Genomic DNA, 20,866 nt, shown 5'->3' with positions numbered 1-20,866 from the left:
CACCGTCATACTGGGGACGTGCGGGGTACCGATGCCGGGCGCTACGGCGAAGGCATGTTCCGCCCGGAAGAGACCGGCGAGGCCGGTCGTATCGACCTGGGAGCGCTCGCCTACGACGAGGTGAGCGCCGCCCGGTTGACGGCGTTGGGAGCCGGTCCCGGCTGGAACTGCCTGGACGTGGGCGCGGGCACCGGCACCCTCGCGCGGTGGCTGCTGGAGTCGGCCGGCGTCACGTCGGTCCTTGCGGTGGACCGTGACACCCGGTTCCTCAGGGCCGACGGCACACCGGGTCTGTCGGCGCTGAGCGCCGACATCACCGCGCCGGACTTCGATCCCGGCCGGTTCCAGCTGGTCCACGCGCGGTTCGTCCTGATGCATCTGCGCGCATGGCGCCGCATGATCGCCAAGCTGGCGTCGCTGGTCGCGGACGATGGGGTGCTGGTGCTCAGCGACGCCGTGGACCTGACGTCCGCCACCGCGCCGAGCACCCCGTACACCACGGTCATGCGGGCGATGTGGCAGGCACTGCGGGAGACCATCGGCACGGACATCTCCTGGGTACCGGATTACCCGCAGCTGCTGCACGAGGAAGGTCTGTGCCAGGTGGCCGCCGAGATCCGTGTGCCGCCGTTGGTGCCGGGCAGTGCCGTCAGCCGCTTCTGGGCCGAGACGTGGGAGCGGGCACGGGGCGCCATGCTGGCGACGGGGCGCGTGGACGAGGCACAGATCGAGCGGGCCCTGCGCGATCTGTCGTCGCCCCGCGGCGCCGGCCTCTCCCCCGGGATGCTCACCGCTTGGGGATGGAAGACCTAGGAGGCCGCCCGTGACCAGCACATCTGACCGGGAACGGGAGCGTGTCTGGGAGCTGCACACCACCAGCGAGTTCAGCACTCTCGATCTCGACACGACGATGGCCACCATGTCGGACGCCCCGGAGGTGGTGCATGTGCCCACGGCCATGGGCGCCCGCGGCAGGGCGTCCGTGCGGCACTTCTACCGCCGCTGGTTCGTGGGCCACAACGCGGCGGATTTCGCCATCGCCCCGCTGACCCGCACCACGGGCGGGACGCGGATCGTCGACGAAATGCTGGTCTCCTTCACCCATGACGTGGAGGTGCCGTGGATCCTCCCCGGTGTGCCGCCGACCGGACGGCGCGTCGAGATCCCGGTCCTCGCGGTGGTCTCGTTCGACGGCGCGCTGATCTCCGGCGAGCACATCTACTGGGACCAGGCCGCGGTGCTCGGCCAGACCGGCCTCCTCCCGGCGGAGACGATGGCGCGGCTGCCGGTCGTGGCGGATCAGCGCGGGACGCTGACGGACGGCCCGCTCAATCAGCTGGCCGGCGGACAGCGCCGCGGCTGAGTCCGCCACCGGGCACGCGGCCCCGCACTGCCACGACCGCAGCCACATCAGCGCCGCGACGGCCGTCCCGGGCAGTGAGGTTCAGCCTGCCTTCGGGAGTTGCTGGGTGGAGCAGTGGATGCCGCCGCCGCCCTCGCCGAGGTGGTCGACGGGCACCGGCACCACCTCCCGTCCCGGATACAGCTCCCGCAGCAGGGATGCGGCCTTGCTGTCGGCCTTCTTGTCGCCAAAGCGGGGCATGACGACCCCTCCGTTGACCACGTAGTAGTTCGCATAGCAGGCCAGGAACCCCTTCCCGCGGCGCCCGATGTCGGCCGGTTCGGGCAGCGCGACGACGTCGAGCCGCTTCCCCCGGGCATCGACCGCCCGGTCCAGGACCTTGCGGGCCTGTTCGTAGGCGCCGGTGAACTCGTTGGGGCGGGCGTTCTTCGCCGGGGTGCTCAGGACCACGACGCCGGGTTCGGAGAACCGTGCCAGCGCGTCGATGTGATAGTCCGTGATGTCCTTGCCCTTGACGCCCTTGACCCAGATCACCGTGGTGGCGCCGAACAGCTCCTTGAGCTCGCGCTCGATGTCCTTGCGGGACATACCGGGGTTGCGGTTGTCGTTGACCAGGGAGCTCTCGGTCACCATCAGGGTGCCCCGGCCGTCGCCCTCCACCGCCCCGCCTTCAGCGGTGATCGGTGCCTTGATCCTGGTGAGGCGCTCGTCGTCCAGGATCGCGCGGGCGACCCGGCTGTCGCGGCCGTGGTCCTGCTTGTTGCCCCAGCCGTTGAAGTTGAGATCGACTCCGGCGACGCCGTCGGGTCCGAGCACGAAGACCGGCCCGGTGTCCCGCATCCACAGGTCGTCCACCGGCGCCGGGACGACCTCCACCCCGGATCCGCACGCCCGCCGGGCCGCCTGCGCCTCCTGGTCGTTGGCCAGCAGGGCCACCGGCTCGAACTCGGCGATCGTCCGTGCGATACGGGCGATGTCGTCGCGCACGCCGGTGACCTCCGGCCCCCAGATCCCGCGGGTGGGCCAGGCCATGTAGGTCGCCTCGTGCGGATGCGCCTCGTCGGGCAGCCGCCACCCGCCGGCCCGCTTCGCACCCGCGGGGACAGCGCGCCCGTCGTGCGGCGCGGGCCCGCTGCTGTCCTTGGTGCCGCAGGCGCCCAAGGCCCCGCCGAGGGCGGCGACGACCGCCGCTTGCAGTGTCTGACGTCGGGATATGTCCATGATCAGCTCCCTGACTGAAATTTTAGTCAGGCCGATAGTAGGGCATGATCGGACCCGAGCCACCTAGATTCCTCGGACCGCGGGAGCATGCGATGCCGGACAGGCCCACCCAGATCCTCGAAGCCGCCGCCCGGCTGATCGCCCGGCGCGGCGTGCGCGGGCTGCGCGTCGAGGAGGTGTCCGCGGAGGCCGGCGTCTCGACCGCGCTGATCTACTACCACTTCAAGGACCGCACCGGACTGCTGCGCCGCACACTGGAGTTCATCAACCGGCGCGCGGTCCGCTACACCGACGCCGCCCTCGACACCTCCGACGACCCCCGTACACAGCTCACCGAGATCCTGCTGCTGGAACTCCAGGACATCCCCCACGTCAGGGAGAACAGCGCGGCCTGGGGCGAGTTGCGCGCCACCGCCGTCTTCGACCCCGACCTGCGGGAACTGCTGGCCACCGCGACCCGCGAGTGGATCGAGGACCTCGCCGACCTGATACGGCAGGCCCAGGCGGCCGATCCGGCCCTCGCCGGAACCGATCCGTACGCGGCGGCCGAGCGGCTCACCGCGCTGGCGGAGGGCCTGAGCGAACGCTGGCTGAGCGGCACCACCTCGCTGGAACGGGCGCACGAACTGCTGCGCGGCGCCGTCGACGCGGAACTCCGGCCGGCCTGAGCCGCGCTCCGGGCCGCGGATGCCACAGCGGACGCCATAGCGGATGAACTGAACGCTTCGACCAATAAGCGGACATCAGGAGCAGTTTTCGGTCGGATTCCGGCAAGTGACGGTCTGCACTCGATCACCCGATCTCGCCGTGCCACCACCGTGCAATCCCCTGCCCATCGGGAAGGGCGACATGTGCCGGTCATCCGGTGGTTGGCAGGATTTGACGGAGAATTTTCGGTTCCGGTGAGTAAATGGTGAAGAAAACCGGCTGAAAGTGTGCATCGGGTTTTGACCCGTGATCGTCCGTTCCGCGATGGTCGACCGCATGCCCGTCATACCCCGACCCGCGGCCAGCGGCCCGCTGCGTCTGCGCGATTTCCGCCTTCTGCTCGCCGGTGCCGCGGCCGGACAACTCGGTGCCCAGGTCACCCTGGTCGCCCTGCCGCTCGTCGCGGTGCTCGAGCTCAACGCCCCCGCCTTCCAGGTGGGGTTGCTCACCGCCGCGGAGACCGCCGCGTTCTTGCTGGTCGGGCTGCCGGCCGGGGCCTGGGTCGACCGGATGCGCAAGCTGCCGCTGATGATCCGCGCCGATGTGGTGCGGGCGGTGGCGATGGCGAGCATCCCGCTGGCCGCCGTCGCCGGAGTGCTGACGATGGTGCAGCTGTACATCGTCGCCCTGATCACCGGTGTGGCGACCGTCTTCTTCGACGTCGCCCACCAGAGCTTCCTGCCCCAGCTGCTGCCCAAGGACCAGCTGGTCTCGGGCAACGGAGCGCTGGAGACCATCCGTTCGTCGGCCCAGGTCGCAGGTCCCGGGATCGGTGGCGGTCTCGTCCAGGTACTCGGTGCGGCCCTGGCCATCGTCGCCGACGCGGCCGGCTATGTGCTCTCCGCGCTCTTCCTGTGGGCCATCAAGCGGCCCGAGAGCCGCCCGGAGCCCCGGCCGGAGGCCTCCCTGCGCCAGGACATCGCCGAGGGGCTGCGCTTCGTCTTCGGACACCGCCTGCTGCGGGTGATCGCCCTGACGACCGGGCTGGCCAACTTCTTCACCGCTGTGCTGATGGCCACACAGTCCGTCTTCCTGGTCCGCGTGCTGGGGCTGGCGCCGGGAGTGATCGGCCTCCTGCTGGCCGCCTCCGCCGTGGGCGGGCTCGCCGGCGCCCTGTGCGCGGGACGGCTCGCCGCCCGGCTCGGCCAGGCCCGGATCATCTGGCTGTCCGCGCTGGTCACCGGCCCGTTCGCGCTGCTGTGGCCGCTCTCCACGCCCGGCGCGGGGGCGGTGCTGTTCGCCCTCGGCTCCGGTGTGGTCTTCTTCGGCGCCGTCGTCTACAACGTCGCCCAGGTGAGCTTCCGGCAGGCCCTGTGCCCGCCCCGGCTGCTCGGCCGGATGAACGCCACACTGCGGTTCCTGATGTGGGGCACCCTGCCGCTCGGAGCCCTGGCCGGCGGTGCGCTGGCCGATGCCTTCGGAGCCCGGGTGGCGCTGGTGTGGTGCGCGGCCGGATTCCTGGCCGTCCCGCTGCCGCTGCTGCTCTCCCCGCTGCGCCGGATGCGCGAACTGCCCGTCACGGAGCAGGCCGAGGCCGGCCCGGCCGACACCACCGGCCCGTCCGGCACCGCCGACCCGGCCGAGCCCGCGTCCATCGGCTGACGGCGGGCCACCGCGCCGCGCCTCGCCCGCCTCCCCCGCCTGCCTGCCTTCGCGCACGGCCTTCCCACCCGCATCGCCTCCGGCGACGCGTGCCCGCCACGTCAAGAGAGGATCACGTGCTCAGCATCACGAGCCAGTACCTGGCCCGCTACCGGCGACTCGACACCGGCGACGGGGCCGCGGTCCTGCTGCCCGTCACGGGCGCCCAGCGTCGCTTTGCACTGGTGCGTGCCATGGACCCTGCCGGGCGGCCGGATCTCGTGCCGATGTTCTTCGCCTTCCCGCGCGGCACGGTGGATCCCGTACGCCTCGCGGCCGCCGCGAACCGGCTCGCCGCCCTGCACCCCGTGCTGCGCGCCCGGCTCACCGTGCAGCGCGGCACGCCCGCACTCCACCTGGAGGAGCCGCAGGTACCCGTGACCCGCACGGCGTGCGCGCCCGGTGAGGACGCGGCCACCGTGCTGCGTCGCGCCCTGGGCGGCTGGACCCCGCAGGGCCCGCCGCTGCGGCTGTTCCTGGTGCAGGACGGCCTGGAGGAGGTGCTCGCCGTCGTGCTGGACCACACCGCGTGCGACGGCCAGTCGCTGGCCCGGATCGTCGGGGAACTCGGCGCCGCCTACGACGAAGGTCCCGGCGCCGAGGGCGCCTCCCCCGCCGAAGTCGCGGCCGAGCTGGCCGCCTACCGGGACGCGGTTCTGCTACAGCTCGACGCGGAGGAGCGCGCGGGCGCGCCGGCGGCCATGGCGTACTGGGGCGAACGGCTCCGCGCGGTGCGCGAACAGGCCCCCGCGCCACGTCCGGAAGCCCTCTCCGCCGGGACGGCGCCGAGCGGTTCGGCGGCGCTGCGGATGCCCGCCCCGCCCGCCGGCGTGCCCTTCCCCGCGCTGCTCGACGCCTGCCGGGCGGCGGCAGCGGCGCTGTTCGGGGCGGGCCATGTGGTGCCGCTCGGCTACCCGTGGGGCGGCCGGCCGCCCGGTGCCGCGCCGGTGCTCGGCTGTTTCCTCAACACCATGGTCTTCCCCACCATGACCGGGGACGCGTCCGCGGCCTCGGCGACGGCCGAAGCCTGGTGGAACGACCTGGACCATGCCGCCACTCCCTTCGACGCCGTGGTGCACGCCGCCCGGACGGCCGGCTCCGGCTGGACCGGCCGGCTCGACGGCATGCTGACCGTCGACGACGCCCGCCGGCATCCCCCGCTCTGCCTGGGCGGTGTGACAGGCCGTGAGCTCTCCATCGACGGCAGGGCGGTGCGCGGTCCCTTCGCGGTCTCCGTCACCCAGGGCCCCGAGCTTGCGCTGCGCATGGTGTGGGACCGCACGATCCTCCCCGACCGCACCGCCGAGAGCGCCTTCACCGCACTCGCCGACGCGCTGCGGACCCCGGCGCCGACAGCCGCCTGACCCGCGCGGCGACACCGCCCCTCTCTCACCTTCCGACACTGCCGGACCTGCCGCGCGATCCGCGGCCCGGTCCGCGCGTCCCACCGGCCGGGCTCGACCATGCCCCGGGCCGGAGAACCCCCACCCCGACAACCTCAGGGATCGCCCATGCTTCCGCTCTCCTCCTCGCAGGAGATCGTCTGGCTGCACGAACAGGTGCAACCGGGCAGCCGCGCCTACAACTTCACCGCCGCACTCGACCTGTGGGGCACGCTCGACACCGACGCGCTGCGCCGCGGACTCGCCGCCGCCCTCGACCGGCACCCCGGTCTGCGGCTGGAACTCGTCGCCGTCGCCGGGGCGATGCCGGGGCAGCGGGTCGCCGAGGCCTGTGTGCCGCGGCTGCACACGGTGGATCTGAGCGGGGAGGCGGACCCGGAGAGCGCGTTCCAGGAGCTGTTGCGCACCGAGGCGGAGACTCCGCTCGACACCTTCGAGGCACCGCTGCTGCGCTGGACGCTGGTACGGCTCGCGGAGGACCGGCACCGGCTGATCCACGTCGAACACCATCTGATCCACGACGGCCATTCGTTCGCGATCCTGCTGCGGGATGTGTTCACCGTCTACCGGGGCCACGTTCTGGGCGAGCCCGTGGAGCTGCCGTCGGCGCCCTCGTACGCCGACCATGTCCGGGCCCGCTCCCAGGACGAGGCCGGCGGGGAGCGGCGGGACGGTCTGGACTTCTGGGCCGGTGAACTGCGCGAGGTCTCCTACGACATGCCGCTGCCCGGTCTGACCCGGCCGGGCTCCCGGCGCCGGCACCACGGCGGCCAGCTGCGTCAGTCGATCGGTGCCGATCTGGCGGAACGGCTTCGCGGCCATGCCCGTGAGCGCGGTCTGACGCCGTTCGCCACGCTCCTGGGGCTCTTCGCCGAGCTGCTGCGCCGGCACAGCGGCCGCTCGCAGATGGTGATCGGCACCGCGGTCGGCAATCGCCCGCGCGGTTTCGAGGAAGCCGTGGGCATGTTCGTCAACACCATCCCGCTCGCGCTGCGGCTGGACCCGGCCGCCCCGGCCGAGGAGTCCATGGACGAGGTGACCGACACCCTCATCCGTGCCCTGCCGCACCAGGAGGTGCCGATCCAGGAGCTGACCCGCGCGCTCGGCCTGCACACCTCGGGCGCCGACAACCCGCTGTTCAGCGTCATGTTCAGCGCCCACGACGCCGAGCTGCCCGAGGTCGACGTCCCGGGCCTGGACATCACCCTGTTCGAGGGCTTCAACACCGGCACCACCCGGTTCGACCTGGACGTGGTGCTGCTCCCGGACGACCGGCGCGGGGTCGGGCCCCGGCACGGTGCGGCGGGGATGACGCTGGTCTGGGACTACGACGCCGACATGTTCGGCGAGGATGTGGCGAAGCTGCTCGCCGGGCGGTTCCTCGACCTGCTGCGGGCGTATCTCGACGCGCCCGGCACCGCCCTCACGGATCTGGCTCCGCCGCCGTCACCGCAGGCCCTCCCGGCTGCCGCGCCGCCGGCACCGGAACACGATCCGCTCGACCCGGCCACCGCCCACGACCCGTCCCTGCCCGCGCTGCTCGTCGGCGCCCGCCGGATGACCTACGGCGACCTCGACGCCCAGGTCTCCTCGCTGGCGCAGCGGATGCGGGCGGCCGGAGTGACCGCCGGGCAGCCGGTCGCCGCCGTGCTGCCCCGCGGCGCCGACTCGGTCGTGGCGCTGCTGGCCTGTCTGCGGACCCGGGCGGTGTACTGCCCGCTCTCGCCGTCCGACCCGCCGGCCCGGCTGGAGCTGCTGCTCGGCCGGCTGGGCCCGGCGCTGGTCCTGACCTCAGCGGACGCCGCCGTCACCCTTCCCGACGGGATGCCGACGGCCACGGTCGACGCCCCGGTGCTGCCGCAGGCACGTGCGGCCGAGGTCGTGCCCGGTGCCGCGTACATCATTCACACCTCCGGCTCGACGGGCATACCCAAGCCCGTCGCCGTCGGCCGCGCGGCGCTGGAGAACCATCTGACCGGGGCGGCCGACCGGTTCGGCCTGGGCGCGGGTGACCGGGTGCTGCTCTTCGCCCAGCCGTCGTTCGACGTGGCTCTCGAGGAGGTGCTGCCGTCGCTGTACGCCGGAGCCTGCCTGGTCGCCCCCGAGCGCGAGGTGCCGACCGGCGCCGAGCTGGCCGGACTGCTGGTCGCCGCGCGGGTCACCGTGGCCAATCTGCCCACCAGTTACTTCCTCGCCACCCGCGAGGAGATGCGCCCCGTGCTCCGCGACGGTCACTGGGCGCCGCGGCTGCTGGTGCTCGGTGGCGAGCGCCTCCCGGCGGACGTGATGCGCGCGTTCCTGGCCGACAGCGGCAGCACCGTGCTCAACGTCTACGGCGTCACGGAGGCCGCCATCAGCTCCACCGTCCACGAGATCACCCGGGACGGCCTCGCCGACGGTGCGGAGATCCCGCTCGGCACCGAGCTGCCCGGCGAACGGGTCCACGTCCTGGACGCGCACCGCCGTCCGCTGCCGGACGGCGCGGTCGGTGAACTGGCCATCGCCGGGGCCGGGTTGGCCGAGGGATACGTCGGCAACCCCGAGACCACCGCCGCCCGGTTCGTCCACGTCGAGGCGCTCGGTGGTGAGCGGGTCTACCTCACCGGTGACCTCGGCTACCGCGGCCGCGACGGGCTGCTGTACTTCCTGGGGCGCCGGGACCACCAGATCAAGCTGCGGGGCTACCGCATCGAGCTGGAAGAGGTGGAGGCCGCCGCCTCGGCCGCGCTCGGCGGCCGCTCCTGCGCCGTCGTCCTGGACCGCGAGGCCCCGGGCGGGCCGCGGCTGGTCGGCTTCCTGGAGAGCGTGGACGGCGGTGAGCCGTGGGACGAGCAGGCGTTGCACACGGAGCTGGGCCGACGGCTGCCGAGCGCCCTCGTACCGGGGCGCTGGGCACGGCTCGACACCATGCCGCGACTGGCCGGCGGCAAGCCGGACCGCACCGCGCTGACCCGCCGGGCCGCCGCACTGGAGCCGGCCGCCCCGGCCGGGGAGAGCCACCGCGCTCCCGCGCAGCTGCCGGCCGATCCGATGACGGAGCTGCTCGCCGAGGGCTGGCGGGAGGCTCTGGGCCACAGCCGCTTCGACGCGTCCTCCGACTTCTTCCGGACCGGCGGCCACTCGCTGCTCGCCGCGCAGCTGGCGGCCTGGCTCGAACCGCGGCTGGGGCAGCGTCCGCCGCTGCGGCTGCTGTTCCAGAACCCGGTGCTGGCCGACCAGGCCCTCGCGCTCGCGGCCGTCGGCACCGCCGCCGCGCCTGCTTCCGCCGCTTCGACCACCGTGACGGAGTCCCGATGACCCAGCCGATGACCGCCCGTACGGCGGCCCCGACGACCGCTCCCGGCATGCGACGGCCCACGCCGGAGAGCCCGCTCAGCATCGCCCGCGGCGCCCTGCCCGCCACCGACGGCGCGACCGGGGTGCTCGCCCTCTTCGAGGAGTGGACCCAGCGCTCCCCGGAGGCTCCCGCGGTGATCGACGGGGAGCGCAGCTGGACCTACCGGCAGATCGACACCGCCGCCGACGAGGTCGCAACGGCCCTGCGCGACCGGGTGCGGCCCGGAGACCTGGTCGGCGTCTGCCTCGACCGTTCGGCCGCCCTCGTGGTGACCGCGGTCGCGCTCGCCCGGATCGGCGCCGTCTATCTGCCGCTGGGCCCCCGCCCCGGTGAGCGTCGCACCGACGCCGTCACCGAGGATCTGCACGTCGTCTGTCTGATCGGCGATCCCGAGGTGCTGCCGCCCCGTCACCGGACGGCCGGCCACCTGCGGCTGGCGCTGCCCGGGGAGGGCGCCAACGCCGCCGCCACGGTGGTGGCCGCTTTCGCCGCGCCGGGCACGGCTGCCCGTTCCGCACCGCCCGAGGCGTTCTACGCCGTGCTGACCTCCGGTTCCACCGGGCGCCCCAAGGCGGTGGCCGTCGGCGAGCCCGCGCTCGGCATGCTGCTGAGCTGGTACCGCGCCACGAGCGGCCTGGCCCCCGGTGACCGGCAGTCCCTGCTGATCGGCGTCGCGTTCGACCCCCATCTGCTGGAGCTGTGGGCCGGGCTGACGTCCGGGGCGGCTCTGGTGCCCGCCCCGGACGAGGTCCGCTGGGACCCGACGGTGCTGGCCGACTGGTGGCGTACATCCGCGGTGTCGGTGTGTGTGTCGGCCACGCCGATGGTGGAGCCGCTGCTGGAGCGGCCCTGGCCGAAGGACCTGAGGCTGCGTCATGTGTTCGTGGGCGGCGACCGGTTGCGGCGTCGTCCCGGCGCGGACGTGACCTCCACCGTCCACAACGCCTACGGACCGGCCGAGGCCACGGTGGCCTCCACCGTCCACTCCATGCACGGCACCGACAGCGCGGAGGGCGCGGAATCCGCACCGCCCATCGGCCGGCCCCTCCCGGGCGTGACCGTCGTCGTCGCCGATGCGGACGGCCGACCCGTCGCCCGCGATACGGAGGGTGAACTCCTCATCGGCGGAAGCGGTCTGGCGCTCGGCTATCTGGACCCCGAACTGACCGCGCGCCGCTTCCTCGCCGTGCCCGAGGAGCTCGATCTGCCGGGTGTGGAGCGCTTGTACCGCACCGGGGACCGGGTGCGGATGCCGGCCGACGGGGAGCTGGAGTTCCTCGGCCGCCTCGACGACCAGGTCAAGATCAGCGGCGTACGGATCGAACCGGCCGAGGTGGAGGCCGCGTTCGAGAAGGACCCGGCGGTCCTGAGCGCCGTCGTCACCGCGCCGCGTACCGCCGACGGCCGCACCCGCCTGGTGGCGTATGTACGGGCGGCGGCCGGCGCCGTGCTCACCGCGGACGCGCTGCTGCCGGGCGTACGGACCTGGCTGCCGGAGCAGGCCGTGCCCTCGGACGTGCGGATCGTGGACTCCTTCCCCTTGGACGCCAACGGCAAGGTGGACCGGGCCGAGCTGACCCGGCAGGCGGCCCACTCCGACGAGCGCCGCGGCGACGCCCCGGCGACCGACGACGGGCCCGACGACGCCACCCCGGGCGAGCGGCTCGTGCTGAGCGCCGTACGCGATCTGCTCGCCCGGCCGGGAGCCTCGCTGACGGACAACTTCACCGAGGCCGGCGGCACCTCTCTCCTCGCCGCACGGCTGCTGACCGTCATCGAGAAGGAGAGCGGTGTGCGGCTGCGCGCTCCCGAACTGCTCCGCCAGCCGGACCTGCGCGCCGTCGCCCTGCTCGTCGACACGCGCCGCGCCGCCCGGCAACCGGCAGGAGCCTGAGATGACCACCCGCACCCCGCACTCCCCCGACACCCGGAAGGAAGGCCCCGTGCCCACCGAAGGCACCCCGAAGGACGAGCGCACCGCATCCGGTGACCGCACCGCGTCCGCACCGGCGGCCGGCCGGCCCGCGCCCGCGGCCGGCCTGACGGCCCTCGTGGCATGGCATGCCGCACGGACCCCGCAGGCGCTGGCCGTGGCCGACGGCGACACCACCCTCACCTACGCACAGCTCGTCTCCTCGGCCCGCGCGCTCGCCGCCCATCTGCGCGAGCACGGCGTCCGCCGGGGTGACTCGGTGGCGCTGCTGATGCCCCGCTCGGCGCGCACCGTCATCGCCCAGCTCGCGCTGTGGTGGGCGGGCGCCGTGTGCGTACCGCTCGACCCGGCACATCCGCGCTCCCGTTCCGAGGCACTGGCCGCCGACGCCGGCGCGACCCTGACCGTCGGGGACAGCAAGCTCCTCGAATCGGCGGGGCTCGCCGGCGCCACCCTTGCGCTGCCCGGTGAGCCGCTGATGAGCGGCGACGACGTCGCCGGGGCCGAACTCGGCGCGGACGCCACGGCGTTCATCATGTTCACCTCGGGCTCCACCGGCCGTCCCAAGGGCGTGGCCGTCCCGCACCGCGCGATCGCCGAGCTGGTCTCCGATCCGGCGTACCTCACCCTCACGTCCCGCGACCGGGTGCTCTTCCACTCGCCGATGACGTTCGACGCCTCGACCTTCGAGGTGTGGGGAGCCCTGGCCAACGGCGCCGCCGTGGTCGTGTGCACCGCGGAGCGGCCCTCGTTCGAGGACCTGGCCCAGCACGTGGAACGCCATGGCGTCACCGTCGCCTTCTTCACCACCGCGCTCTTCCACCAGCTGGCCGGCCGCCGCTCGCGTGTCTTCTCGCTGCTGCGCACGGTGATCGTGGGTGGCGAGGCGCTGTCCACGCACCATGCCGGTGAGGTACTGCGGGCCTTTCCCTGGCTGGAACTCGTCAACGGCTACGGGCCGACGGAGGCGACGACCTTCACCACGGCCCACCGCGTCACCGACGCCGACTGCGACGGCCAGATGCCCATCGGCCGGCCGATCGCAGGCGCGACCGTGCACCTTCTGGACGACTCCGGCAAACCGGTCCCGGACGGGGAGCGCGGCGAACTGTGGATCGGCGGCAGCCGGCTGGCCCACGGCTACACCGGGCAGCCGCAGCTGACCGCCGAGCGCTTCAGCAACCACCCCGGACCGGGGCGTCTCTACCGCACCGGCGACCTCGTCTCCCTGCGTCCGGACGGCACCCTCGACTTCCACGGGCGGACGGACGACCAGGTGAAGATCCGCGGCTTCCGGATCGAACCGGGGGAGATCGAACACGCCCTGCGGGAACAGCCCGAGGTGGCGGACGCCGCCGTCATCGTGCACCGCCCCTCCCCCGACGACGCCCGCCTGGCCGCGTTCGTGGTGGCCTCGCCCGGACCGGTGCCCCGCCCCGACACCCTGCGGGACCGGCTCACCGCCGTCCTGCCCGCCCATCTGATCCCCGACGAGGTGCAGTTCGTCGACGCACTGCCGCTCACCGCCTCCGGCAAGGTCGACCGCCGCGCACTGACGGATCTCGTCGGCGCGGAGCGGCCCGACGTGCCGGCCCGGCCGCTGAATCCGCTGGAGCAGGCTGTCGCCGAGATCTGGGGCCGGTCGCTGGGCCGTGACGTCACCCACCCGGATACCGACTTCCTCGCGCTGGGCGGGCACTCCCTGCTCGCGCTCGCGGTCACCGACGACCTCCGCGAGGAACTCGGCGTCGAACTGACGCTCGCCGACTTCTTCGCCGCCCCCACGGTGGCGGGGCATGCCGCGCTGGTCGAGCGCGCGCTCCTCGCCGCGCACAGTGATCTGCGCCCCGGCGCCCCGGAGGACACCGATGGCCACTGACACCCCCGCCGCCGCGGCGCTCCAGGAGGAACTGCTGCGCCGGGCGCGCTCCCGCGCCGCCCGCCCCGCTGCCGCCCCCTCGGGCGTCCACGACGGGCCCGCGCCGCTCTCGCACGCCCAGCGCCGTATGTGGCTGATGGACCGGCTGGGCCGCGGCGACGCCTCGTACAGCGTGCCCTTCGCCACCCGGCTGCGCGGTCCGCTCGATCTGGACGCGCTGGCCGCCGCGCTGACGTCGCTGGTACGCCGCCACGAGATTCTGCGTACCCGTTACGGGCAGCACGACGGTGAGCCGTACCAGGAAGTGCTGCCGGCTCCGGAGGCGATCGCGCTCCGCGTCGTGGAGACGGACGCGGACGGCGCCGGCGCCCTGCTGGCCGAGGAGGCACGCCGCCCCTTCGATCTCGCCGCCGGCCCCCTTCCGCGCGCCCTGGTCCTGCGGCACGGCGCGCAGGACCACACCGTGCTGCTGACGTTCCATCACATCGCCATCGACGGTGCGTCGCTGGAGACCGTGGCCGGTGAACTGGCACAGCTCTACTCGGCCGCCGCCGGGGACACCGCTGCCGAGGAGCAGCCGGAGCCGGTGCAGTACGCGGACTTCGCGCGGCGCGAGCGGGCCGCCGCCGACCGCCTCGAACAGGGCCTGAGCCACTGGGCCGGCCGCCTCGAAGGTGTCTCCCCGCTCCGTCTGCCCCGCCCCGCGCACCCGCCCGCCGACACCGGCAGCCGCCCGGCCGGCACCCAGACCGCTCCGCTCGACCCGCGGGTGCCGGCCGCCCTGCGCGAACTGGGCCGGCAGCACCGGGCCACCCTGTTCACCGTGGCGCTCGCCGCGTCCTTCGCCGCCCTGCACCGCTTCACCGGCCAGGACGACCTGGTGATCGGGGTCGCCGGCACCCACCGCCAGGGCGCGGACATGCGCGGTCTGGTCGGACTGTGCGTCAACACCCTCCCGGTCCGGGTGGACACCTCCGGCGACCCGGCCTTCACCGCGCTCCTGGAACGCGTACGGGACGCACTGCTGGACGCCCAGCAACGCCGCGAGGTGCCCTTCGACCTCATCCTGGAGCGTCTCGGCGCCGCCGCCCGCGACACGGACGGTACGGCGCTGATCCGGGTGACCGCGGACGTCCTGGGCGCACCCACGACGCTGCGGCTGCCGGGCCTGGTGGACGAGTATGCCGAAGTCGGCGCCGGCCAAGCCAAGTTCGACCTCTCGTTCGGCATGGTGGACACCGATGCTCCCGCCGGACTCGTCCAGTACAGCCGGACCGCGCTGGACGAGGAGGCGGCGGCCGGCCTCGGCGCCGACTACGCCGCCCTGCTCACGGCGGTGGCGGACGAGCCGGGCCTGCGGCTGTCCCGGCTGCCCGGTGCGCCGCCGGCGCCTCGGGGCGAAACCGGCGGGCACCCGGCCGAGGTGCTGCTGCGGTCGGACCCCGAGGTGGCCGAGGCCGCGGTGGTGGAGCCGGCCGGCGGCCCGCTGCTGGCGTATGCCGTCCTGCGCGGCATCGGCGGGCCCTCCCCCGCCGAGCTCCGCTCCCGTCTGCGCACCGCGCTGGCCGCGGAACTGGTACCCGCCGCGGTGACCTTGCTGGACGCCCTGCCGCGTACGGCCGACGGTGCGCCCGACCCGGCCCGGCTCCCCGGGTTCCCGTCGGCCCCCGCACCGCACGGCGCGCGCGCCGAAGCCGTGACCGAAGGCTTCACCGAGCTCCTGGGCCATACGCCCGGACCGGACGACGACTTCTTCCTCCTCGGCGGCCACTCGCTGATCGCCGTCCAGCTCGCCGAGCGTCTGCGCCGGACCCTGAAACTGCCGCTGACCGGCCTGGACATCATGCAGGCCCGCACCCCGCGGGCGGTCACCGCCCTGTTGGACGCACGCGAGGCGGAGCGTGCCGCCGCGCCCTCGGCCGCCTCCGCCCGCCCGCGGCGCTCGCGCGAGGGCACAGTCCTGGTCACCGGCGGCACCGGCGGGGTCGGTGCGTTCGTGCTGCGCGAACTGGCCGCCCGAGGACGTCCGGTACTGGCCCTGGCCCGCCCGGAATCCGCGCATCTGGTCGCCGCGGAGGGCGTGGACGTCATCGAGGGCGACCTCACCGATCTGGCCGGTCTGCGCAAGGCCGTCGACAGTGCCGATGCGGTCATCCACGCGGCCTGCACCTTCACCCGCCCCGAGGTCGATGTGACGGCCATGGCGGCAATGGTCGGCGCCTGGTCGCGCGGTCCGTTCGTCTTCGTCAGCAGTGTGGACGCCTATGGCCACCCGGCCGGTGAGCGGGTGGCGGAGGAGTCCGCCCCGCAGCAGCCGCTGAGCGGGTACGGACAGGCGAAGCTGGACTGCGAAGGGCTGCTGCTGCGGGCGGCCGGCGCCCAGGGCCGGGGCGGCGCGAGCGCCGTCCGCTCCCCGCTCGTCTGGGGTCCGCACCACCGGCTGCGGGACCAGTTGCGCTGGGGTGCGACCGGCCTGCTCTACCAGGCGGCGCGGGAGGGCCGGCCGCTCGTCCTTCCGCAGCCGGGTACGCACGGTCATGCGTGGTACGGCGCGGCCTGGGTGCATGCCTCGGCCCTGGCCCGCGCCGTGGTCTCCTGCCTGGACTCGCCCGTGCACGGCGTCGCCAACGCCGTCAGCGGACATCTCGCCTGGCGGGACCTCGCCACCGGGCTGACCGAACTCCTCGGCAGCGACAGCGAGATCCACGAGTCGGACGAGGTCCACCCGGACCTGAACCACCGCTGGCACTACCACGCCGACCGCCTGGCCCCGTCCCTGCGCGCACAGCAGGGCGAGGACTGGCGCTCCGTACTGGCCGCCATGGTCGGTCTGTCGGAGCGCTGAGCGGCACGGCACGGCGGCGGGGCGACGCCCGATGGCCCCCCGGCCACCGGGTGTCGCCCCGCCGCCGACCTGCTCATGCCGTGCCGGGCAGCAGCGGTCTACTTGTAGCCGAAGCCCTGCGTCCAGTACGCCCGGAGCTTCCCGCCGAAGGCGACGCCCACGCCGGTGGAGTGCGACGAGCAGCTGAGGATGTTGGCCCGGTGCCCCGGGCTGTTCATCCAGGCGCGGAAGGCGCCCTCCGGCTTGGTCTCCCAGGCGTCGATGTTCTCCGCGTGGGCGTCCTTGTACCCCTGGGCCTCCATCCGTTCCTTGGGACCGCGGCCGCCCGGGGAGGAATGCGCGTAGTAGTGGCGGGCGGACATGTCCTGGCTGTGCAGGCCGGCGGCCTTCGCCAGGCGCGCGTCGCGCCGCAGCGGCCCGCAACCGTGCTCCGCACGGGCCTTGTTGACGAGCCGGAGGACCTTGGCCTCGTAGCGGGCGGCCCGCTTCGTGTCCTGCTGGGCGGCGGGCTTCCCGGCGGCGGACGAGGCGGATGCCGGGGCCGGGGAACCGGTGTACTCGGTCGCCTTCGCATCGGCCTGGGACGAGAGCAGAGCCAGCACGGCGACGAGCGCACCGGCCGAGACGACGATGCCGAGGGGAACTATTCGGCCCTGTCGCCGGTGTCCATCGCGAGGATCGCGCGCGGAGGGGGGCGAGCATTTCGTATTCAACTAAATATTCTCCATGCGTGGGGGGAAATGCCTGGGAGAGGGCGCACCGTATTCAACGCAGCACCCATTCACCGGAGGTGAAGCCCGGTCACGCGAACGGGCTCTTCCAGGAGCCGGATTACCGTAACAAGACAAGAGAACGAGCCACCCGCTCAAGCACCACCCAGCAACAACCTGTGCCCTGACCTGGAAGTCAGGGTGACGCAACCGCTCGATTCCCACCCCGGGCGGGCATTCGGCATCGGCGGAATGATTCTTCGACATACCGGACTCATTCCGACACAACTCCGCTTGCACAATGTGGCAATTTCCCCACCTCGACAGCCGCATTCGTAAGTGGCAGCCGCAATCACGGCCCGCGCGCCGGGGCATCCCGACGCCTTTCCGCCCACATCGCCGACGCGCGAACGGCACCGCACCGGAGCCCGGCGCACACGCTCCGTTCGGATAGCCACCGCTATTGACATAGCGATCACTATCTCTACAGTTGATGCCATGAGCCTTGACGCCGACGCGACCCCCAAACGGCGCCCGACCCGAGCGGAAGCCAAGGCCCGCACGCGCCAACTCCTGCTCGACGCCGCCGCACGGACCTATGCGCGCAAGGGATTCGCCGGAGCGTCCGTGGAAGAGATCGCCGAGGCGGCGGGGTTCTCCATCGGCGCGGTCTACTCGAACTTCGGCAGCAAGGAGCGGCTCTTCGTGGAGCTGCTGCGCGAGCGCGCCAGCGAGCATGTGTCCCGGGCGACGCGGATCGTGGCCGACGCACAGGCCGGTGTCGACGACCCGGCTCCGGCGCTCGGCAGGCTGCTGGCGCATGTCGCCGACGACGATCCCGACTTCGCTCCCCTCCAGGCCGAGTTCTGGCTCTACGCGGTGCGCAACCCCCAGCTGATGGAAACGCTGGCCGAACAGCTGCGCGGCCCCCGGGCCGAGATGGAAAGCCTGATGAGTACGGCCCTGGAGCACATCGGCGCACGTGAGTCCGTGTCCGCCGAAGCCGTGGCCACGATAACGATGGCGCTCTTCCAGGGGCTGGTGCGCCAGCGGCGGATCGACCCCGCCAGTGTGCCGGACGACCTGCTGGGCCAGGCCATGCAGTGGCTGTTCACCGGCATCGCCGCAAGCACCGGCCCGGCGGGCACCGCGGCCACGGACGAGACCGCGGCCGCCGACGACACCGCAGCCACGGACAACACCGCACCCGCCGATCCGCCAGAGGAGAAACGATGACCCGCATCGACACCACGGCGACCCTGCCCTCGCTCCAGGATCTGCTCGACCCACGGCATCAGGCCGACCCCTACCCCCTCTACGCCCGCTGGCGGGCACGGACGCCGATCGCCCGCATCGATGACCAGTTGATGGTGCTCAGCCGGTACGAGGACTGCGCCGCGGTGCTGCGCGACGGACGGTTCGGGCATGCCGAGGCCGACGATCCGCGGTTCACCGGCGAGCGGGCCCGCCCGGCTTCCAAGGTTCTGGTCGACGACAACGGCCGGCCCGTGCGCGGCTTCCTGAGCCTCAACCCGCCCGACCACACCCGGATGCGGGGCCTGGTCTCCCAGGCCTTCACCCGGCGCCGGGTGGATCGCCTCGCGCCGCGCATCGAAGAGCTCGCCACCGAGCTGTTCACCGGCCTGGAGTCGGCCGAGGCTCCGGTGGACCTGATCGAGGATCTGGCCACTCCCCTGCCGGTGGCGGTCATCAGCGAACTGCTCGGCGTCCCCACGGCCGATCGTCACCGGATGCTGAAGTGGTCGCACGCGGTGGCCCGCGCCCTGGTCCCCGACTTCCTGCTGCCTCCCGGCGCCGCCGAGGAGGAAGCCCAGGCCTGGCGCGAGTTCACCGACTACCTGCGCGAACTCGTCGCCGAACGCCGCCGCGTACCCGGCGACGATCTGCTCTCCGCGCTGGTCGCCGTGCACGACGACGGTGATGCGCTGAGCGAGAACGAGCTGCTGGCCACCTGCACCCTGCTGCTGATCGCCGGTCATGAGACCACCGTCAACCTGATCGGCAACGGCACCCTCGCCCTGCTGCGCCACCCCGACCAGCTCGCCCGTCTGCGCAGCGAGCCGGACCTGATCGAGCCCGGGGTCGAGGAACTGCTGCGCTATGACTCCCCGGTCCAGCTCATCGCCCGCTTCGCCCTCCAGGATGCCGAGGTCGCCGATGTGCCGGTGGCGCGCGGCACGACACTCCTGCTCCTGGCCGGTGCCGCGAACCGTGACCCCGCCGCGTACGACCACCCCGACCGGCTCGACGTCGGCCGCACACCGCTGCGGCACCTGTCCTTCGGCCACGGCATACATTTCTGTCTGGGCGCCCCGCTCGCCCGCCTCGAAACCCAGATCGTCCTGCGCCTGCTTCTGCGGCGCGCCCCGGACGTCCAGCTCGCCGGCGAGCCCCGCTGGAAGGACCACATCACCCTCCGCGGCCTGAGCCGGCTCCCCCTCTCCCTCGGCTGACGCACCGGCCGCCGGCCTGGCGGTCCCGTGCGCACCGGCCGCGGCGCCGCGCACTTCCGCGTGCGGCGACCGGAAAATCCCGCCTCTCGGCCTGCCCCTCGCTGATTCCTGCGCTCGGCTTGCGACGATGGGCGAATTGCCGGAACTGACGCCCTCCGGGTGCCTGACCGCCACGGAGCGCGACACATCGGTCAACCGGTACCGGTATCCGCGGAACTTCCGCGCGAAGACCTCCGTCGCCGCAAAGGAGCCCTGTATGAACGCCAGCACGGATCTGCTTGTCGACGCCTTCGGACGTATCCAGGAGGTCGTCGAGGACGTGGTCACCGGGCTCGACCCCGATGAGCTCAGCACCCGCCCCGACGACGCCAATTCGATCGCCTGGCTGGTCTGGCATCTCACCAGGATCCAGGACGATCATCTCGCCGGGGTGGCAGGCACCGAGCAGATCTGGACCTCGGACGGCTGGTACGACCGCTTCGGGCTCCCCTTCGCCGCCGACGACACGGGCTACGGCCACTCCGGCAAGGACGTGGCGGCCGTACAGGACCTGAGCGCACAGCTGTTGACCGACTACCACGGCGCCGTCCACGACAACACCGTGCAGTACCTCGCCGGGGTCGACGACAAGGACATGAAGCGCGTCGTCGACCGCGCCTGGACACCGCCCGTCACCCTGGGGGTCCGCCTCGTCAGCGTGATCGCCGACGATCTCCAGCACGCCGGACAGGCGGCTTACGTCCGCGGCCTGCTCGGTCTGTGAGAGCTGCCGGGACCGTTGGCGGTCCCAGCCGCCTCACCGTCTGCGGGGCAGGCGGTGCAGATCCACCGCGGTGAGCCGGCCCGCCGTCAGCTCCGCCGTCATGTACGTGCAGTACGGCTGTCGGCGGCGGTCGGTCGGCGAACCCGGGTTCAGCAGGCGCAGCCGGTCGTCCGCCGTGGAGTCCCAGGGGATGTGGCTGTGCCCGAACACCAGCACATCGAGCTCGGGGAAGCGTGCGGCGCAGCGGCGCTCCCGCCCCTGCGCAGGGCCGGTCTCGTGCACCACCCCGAGCCGCACCCCCGCAAGTTCCGCATACGCCACCTCGGGCAGCCGGGCGCGCAGCTCCGGGCCGTCGTTGTTGCCGTACACCCCGATCAGCCGCCGGGAGCGGGCCTGCAACAGGTCCAGCGTGGCGGTGTCGACCCAGTCGCCGGCATGCACGACGACATCGGCACGGGGCACTTCGTCGAGCAGCTGCACCGGCAGCGCCTTGGCGCGCTTGGGCAGATGGGTGTCGGAGATGAGCAGGAGTCGCACGGAGCCCTCCCTCGGCTGTGCTCGCGGACGCGGGGGCCAGGGCCTGATCCAA

Annotated in this window: 15 protein-coding genes; 12 read left to right on the top strand and 3 right to left on the bottom strand. The window is 73.2% G+C overall.

Features of this window, described 5'->3' with window-relative positions:
- Positions 1–18: 18 nt before the first annotated feature.
- Positions 19–813: a class I SAM-dependent methyltransferase gene (locus tag IF67_RS0105320; protein WP_030982630.1), complete on the top strand. Its 795-nt coding sequence runs from the start codon at positions 19–21 to the stop codon at positions 811–813.
- Between the two features lie 10 nt (positions 814–823).
- A complete protein-coding gene (locus IF67_RS0105315; RefSeq protein WP_030982628.1) occupies positions 824–1,363 on the top strand; it encodes a nuclear transport factor 2 family protein in 540 nt (179 codons plus the stop codon).
- Positions 1,364–1,444: 81 nt separating this feature from the next.
- On the opposite strand, the gene IF67_RS0105310 is transcribed toward IF67_RS0105315, so the two are convergent.
- Positions 1,445–2,584 (bottom strand): agmatine deiminase family protein, encoded by a 1,140-nt coding sequence (locus tag IF67_RS0105310; protein WP_030982626.1) that lies wholly within the window; start codon positions 2,582–2,584, stop codon positions 1,445–1,447.
- A gap of 92 nt (positions 2,585–2,676) precedes the next feature.
- Between IF67_RS0105310 and IF67_RS0105305 the strand changes: the two genes are divergently transcribed.
- From IF67_RS0105305 to IF67_RS0105275, 7 genes are all read left to right on the top strand, one after another.
- Complete coding sequence (locus IF67_RS0105305) at positions 2,677–3,252, top strand: TetR/AcrR family transcriptional regulator (RefSeq protein ID WP_030982624.1); 576 nt, start codon at positions 2,677–2,679, stop codon at positions 3,250–3,252.
- Positions 3,253–3,568: 316 nt separating this feature from the next.
- On the top strand, positions 3,569–4,894 hold the full coding sequence (locus IF67_RS0105300) for an MFS transporter (RefSeq protein ID WP_051817707.1): 1,326 nt from the start codon (positions 3,569–3,571) through the stop codon (positions 4,892–4,894).
- A 116-nt stretch (positions 4,895–5,010) separates the two neighbouring features.
- A complete protein-coding gene (locus IF67_RS0105295) occupies positions 5,011–6,297 on the top strand; it encodes a hypothetical protein (protein ID WP_030982620.1) in 1,287 nt (428 codons plus the stop codon).
- A 147-nt stretch (positions 6,298–6,444) separates the two neighbouring features.
- Entirely contained in the window at positions 6,445–9,633 is a 3,189-nt protein-coding gene (locus IF67_RS0105290) for a non-ribosomal peptide synthetase (RefSeq protein ID WP_030982619.1), read from the top strand.
- The gene (locus tag IF67_RS0105285; RefSeq protein WP_030982618.1) at positions 9,630–11,567 is read left to right on the top strand and encodes a non-ribosomal peptide synthetase; all 1,938 of its coding nucleotides are present in this window, start codon (positions 9,630–9,632) and stop codon (positions 11,565–11,567) included. The genes IF67_RS0105290 and IF67_RS0105285 overlap by 4 nt, the downstream gene beginning before the upstream one ends.
- Before the next feature lies 1 nt (position 11,568).
- Entirely contained in the window at positions 11,569–13,485 is a 1,917-nt protein-coding gene (locus IF67_RS0105280; RefSeq protein ID WP_030982617.1) for a non-ribosomal peptide synthetase, read from the top strand.
- Positions 13,475–16,330, top strand: a complete 2,856-nt coding sequence (locus IF67_RS0105275; protein ID WP_030982616.1) for a condensation domain-containing protein — start codon at positions 13,475–13,477, stop codon at positions 16,328–16,330. The genes IF67_RS0105280 and IF67_RS0105275 overlap by 11 nt, the downstream gene beginning before the upstream one ends.
- 98 nt (positions 16,331–16,428) lie before the next feature.
- Here IF67_RS0105275 and IF67_RS38795 read toward each other — a convergent pair whose 3' ends face one another.
- Entirely contained in the window at positions 16,429–16,932 is a 504-nt protein-coding gene (locus tag IF67_RS38795) for a CAP domain-containing protein (protein WP_051817610.1), read from the bottom strand.
- 606 nt (positions 16,933–17,538) lie between these two features.
- Between IF67_RS38795 and IF67_RS0105265 the strand changes: the two genes are divergently transcribed.
- From IF67_RS0105265 to IF67_RS0105255, 3 genes are all read left to right on the top strand, one after another.
- Positions 17,539–18,276, top strand: coding sequence for a TetR/AcrR family transcriptional regulator (locus IF67_RS0105265; protein WP_030982615.1), 738 nt, complete (start codon positions 17,539–17,541; stop codon positions 18,274–18,276).
- Positions 18,273–19,514 (top strand): cytochrome P450, encoded by a 1,242-nt coding sequence (locus IF67_RS0105260; protein ID WP_030982614.1) that lies wholly within the window; start codon positions 18,273–18,275, stop codon positions 19,512–19,514. The genes IF67_RS0105265 and IF67_RS0105260 overlap by 4 nt, the downstream gene beginning before the upstream one ends.
- Positions 19,515–19,770: 256 nt before the next feature.
- The gene (locus IF67_RS0105255) at positions 19,771–20,277 is read left to right on the top strand and encodes a mycothiol transferase (protein ID WP_030982613.1); all 507 of its coding nucleotides are present in this window, start codon (positions 19,771–19,773) and stop codon (positions 20,275–20,277) included.
- 33 nt (positions 20,278–20,310) lie between these two features.
- Here the strand turns inward: IF67_RS0105255 and IF67_RS0105250 are convergent, their stop codons facing one another.
- The gene (locus IF67_RS0105250; RefSeq protein ID WP_030982612.1) at positions 20,311–20,814 is read right to left on the bottom strand and encodes a metallophosphoesterase family protein; all 504 of its coding nucleotides are present in this window, start codon (positions 20,812–20,814) and stop codon (positions 20,311–20,313) included.
- Positions 20,815–20,866: the final 52 nt, after the last annotated feature.

The organism is Streptomyces sp. NRRL S-1813 (genome assembly GCF_000719605.1).
GTDB lineage: Bacteria > Actinomycetota > Actinomycetes > Streptomycetales > Streptomycetaceae > Streptomyces > Streptomyces decoyicus.
Note: the sequence above shows the minus strand (reverse complement) of the source record. Positions and strands in the feature narration are given on the sequence as shown.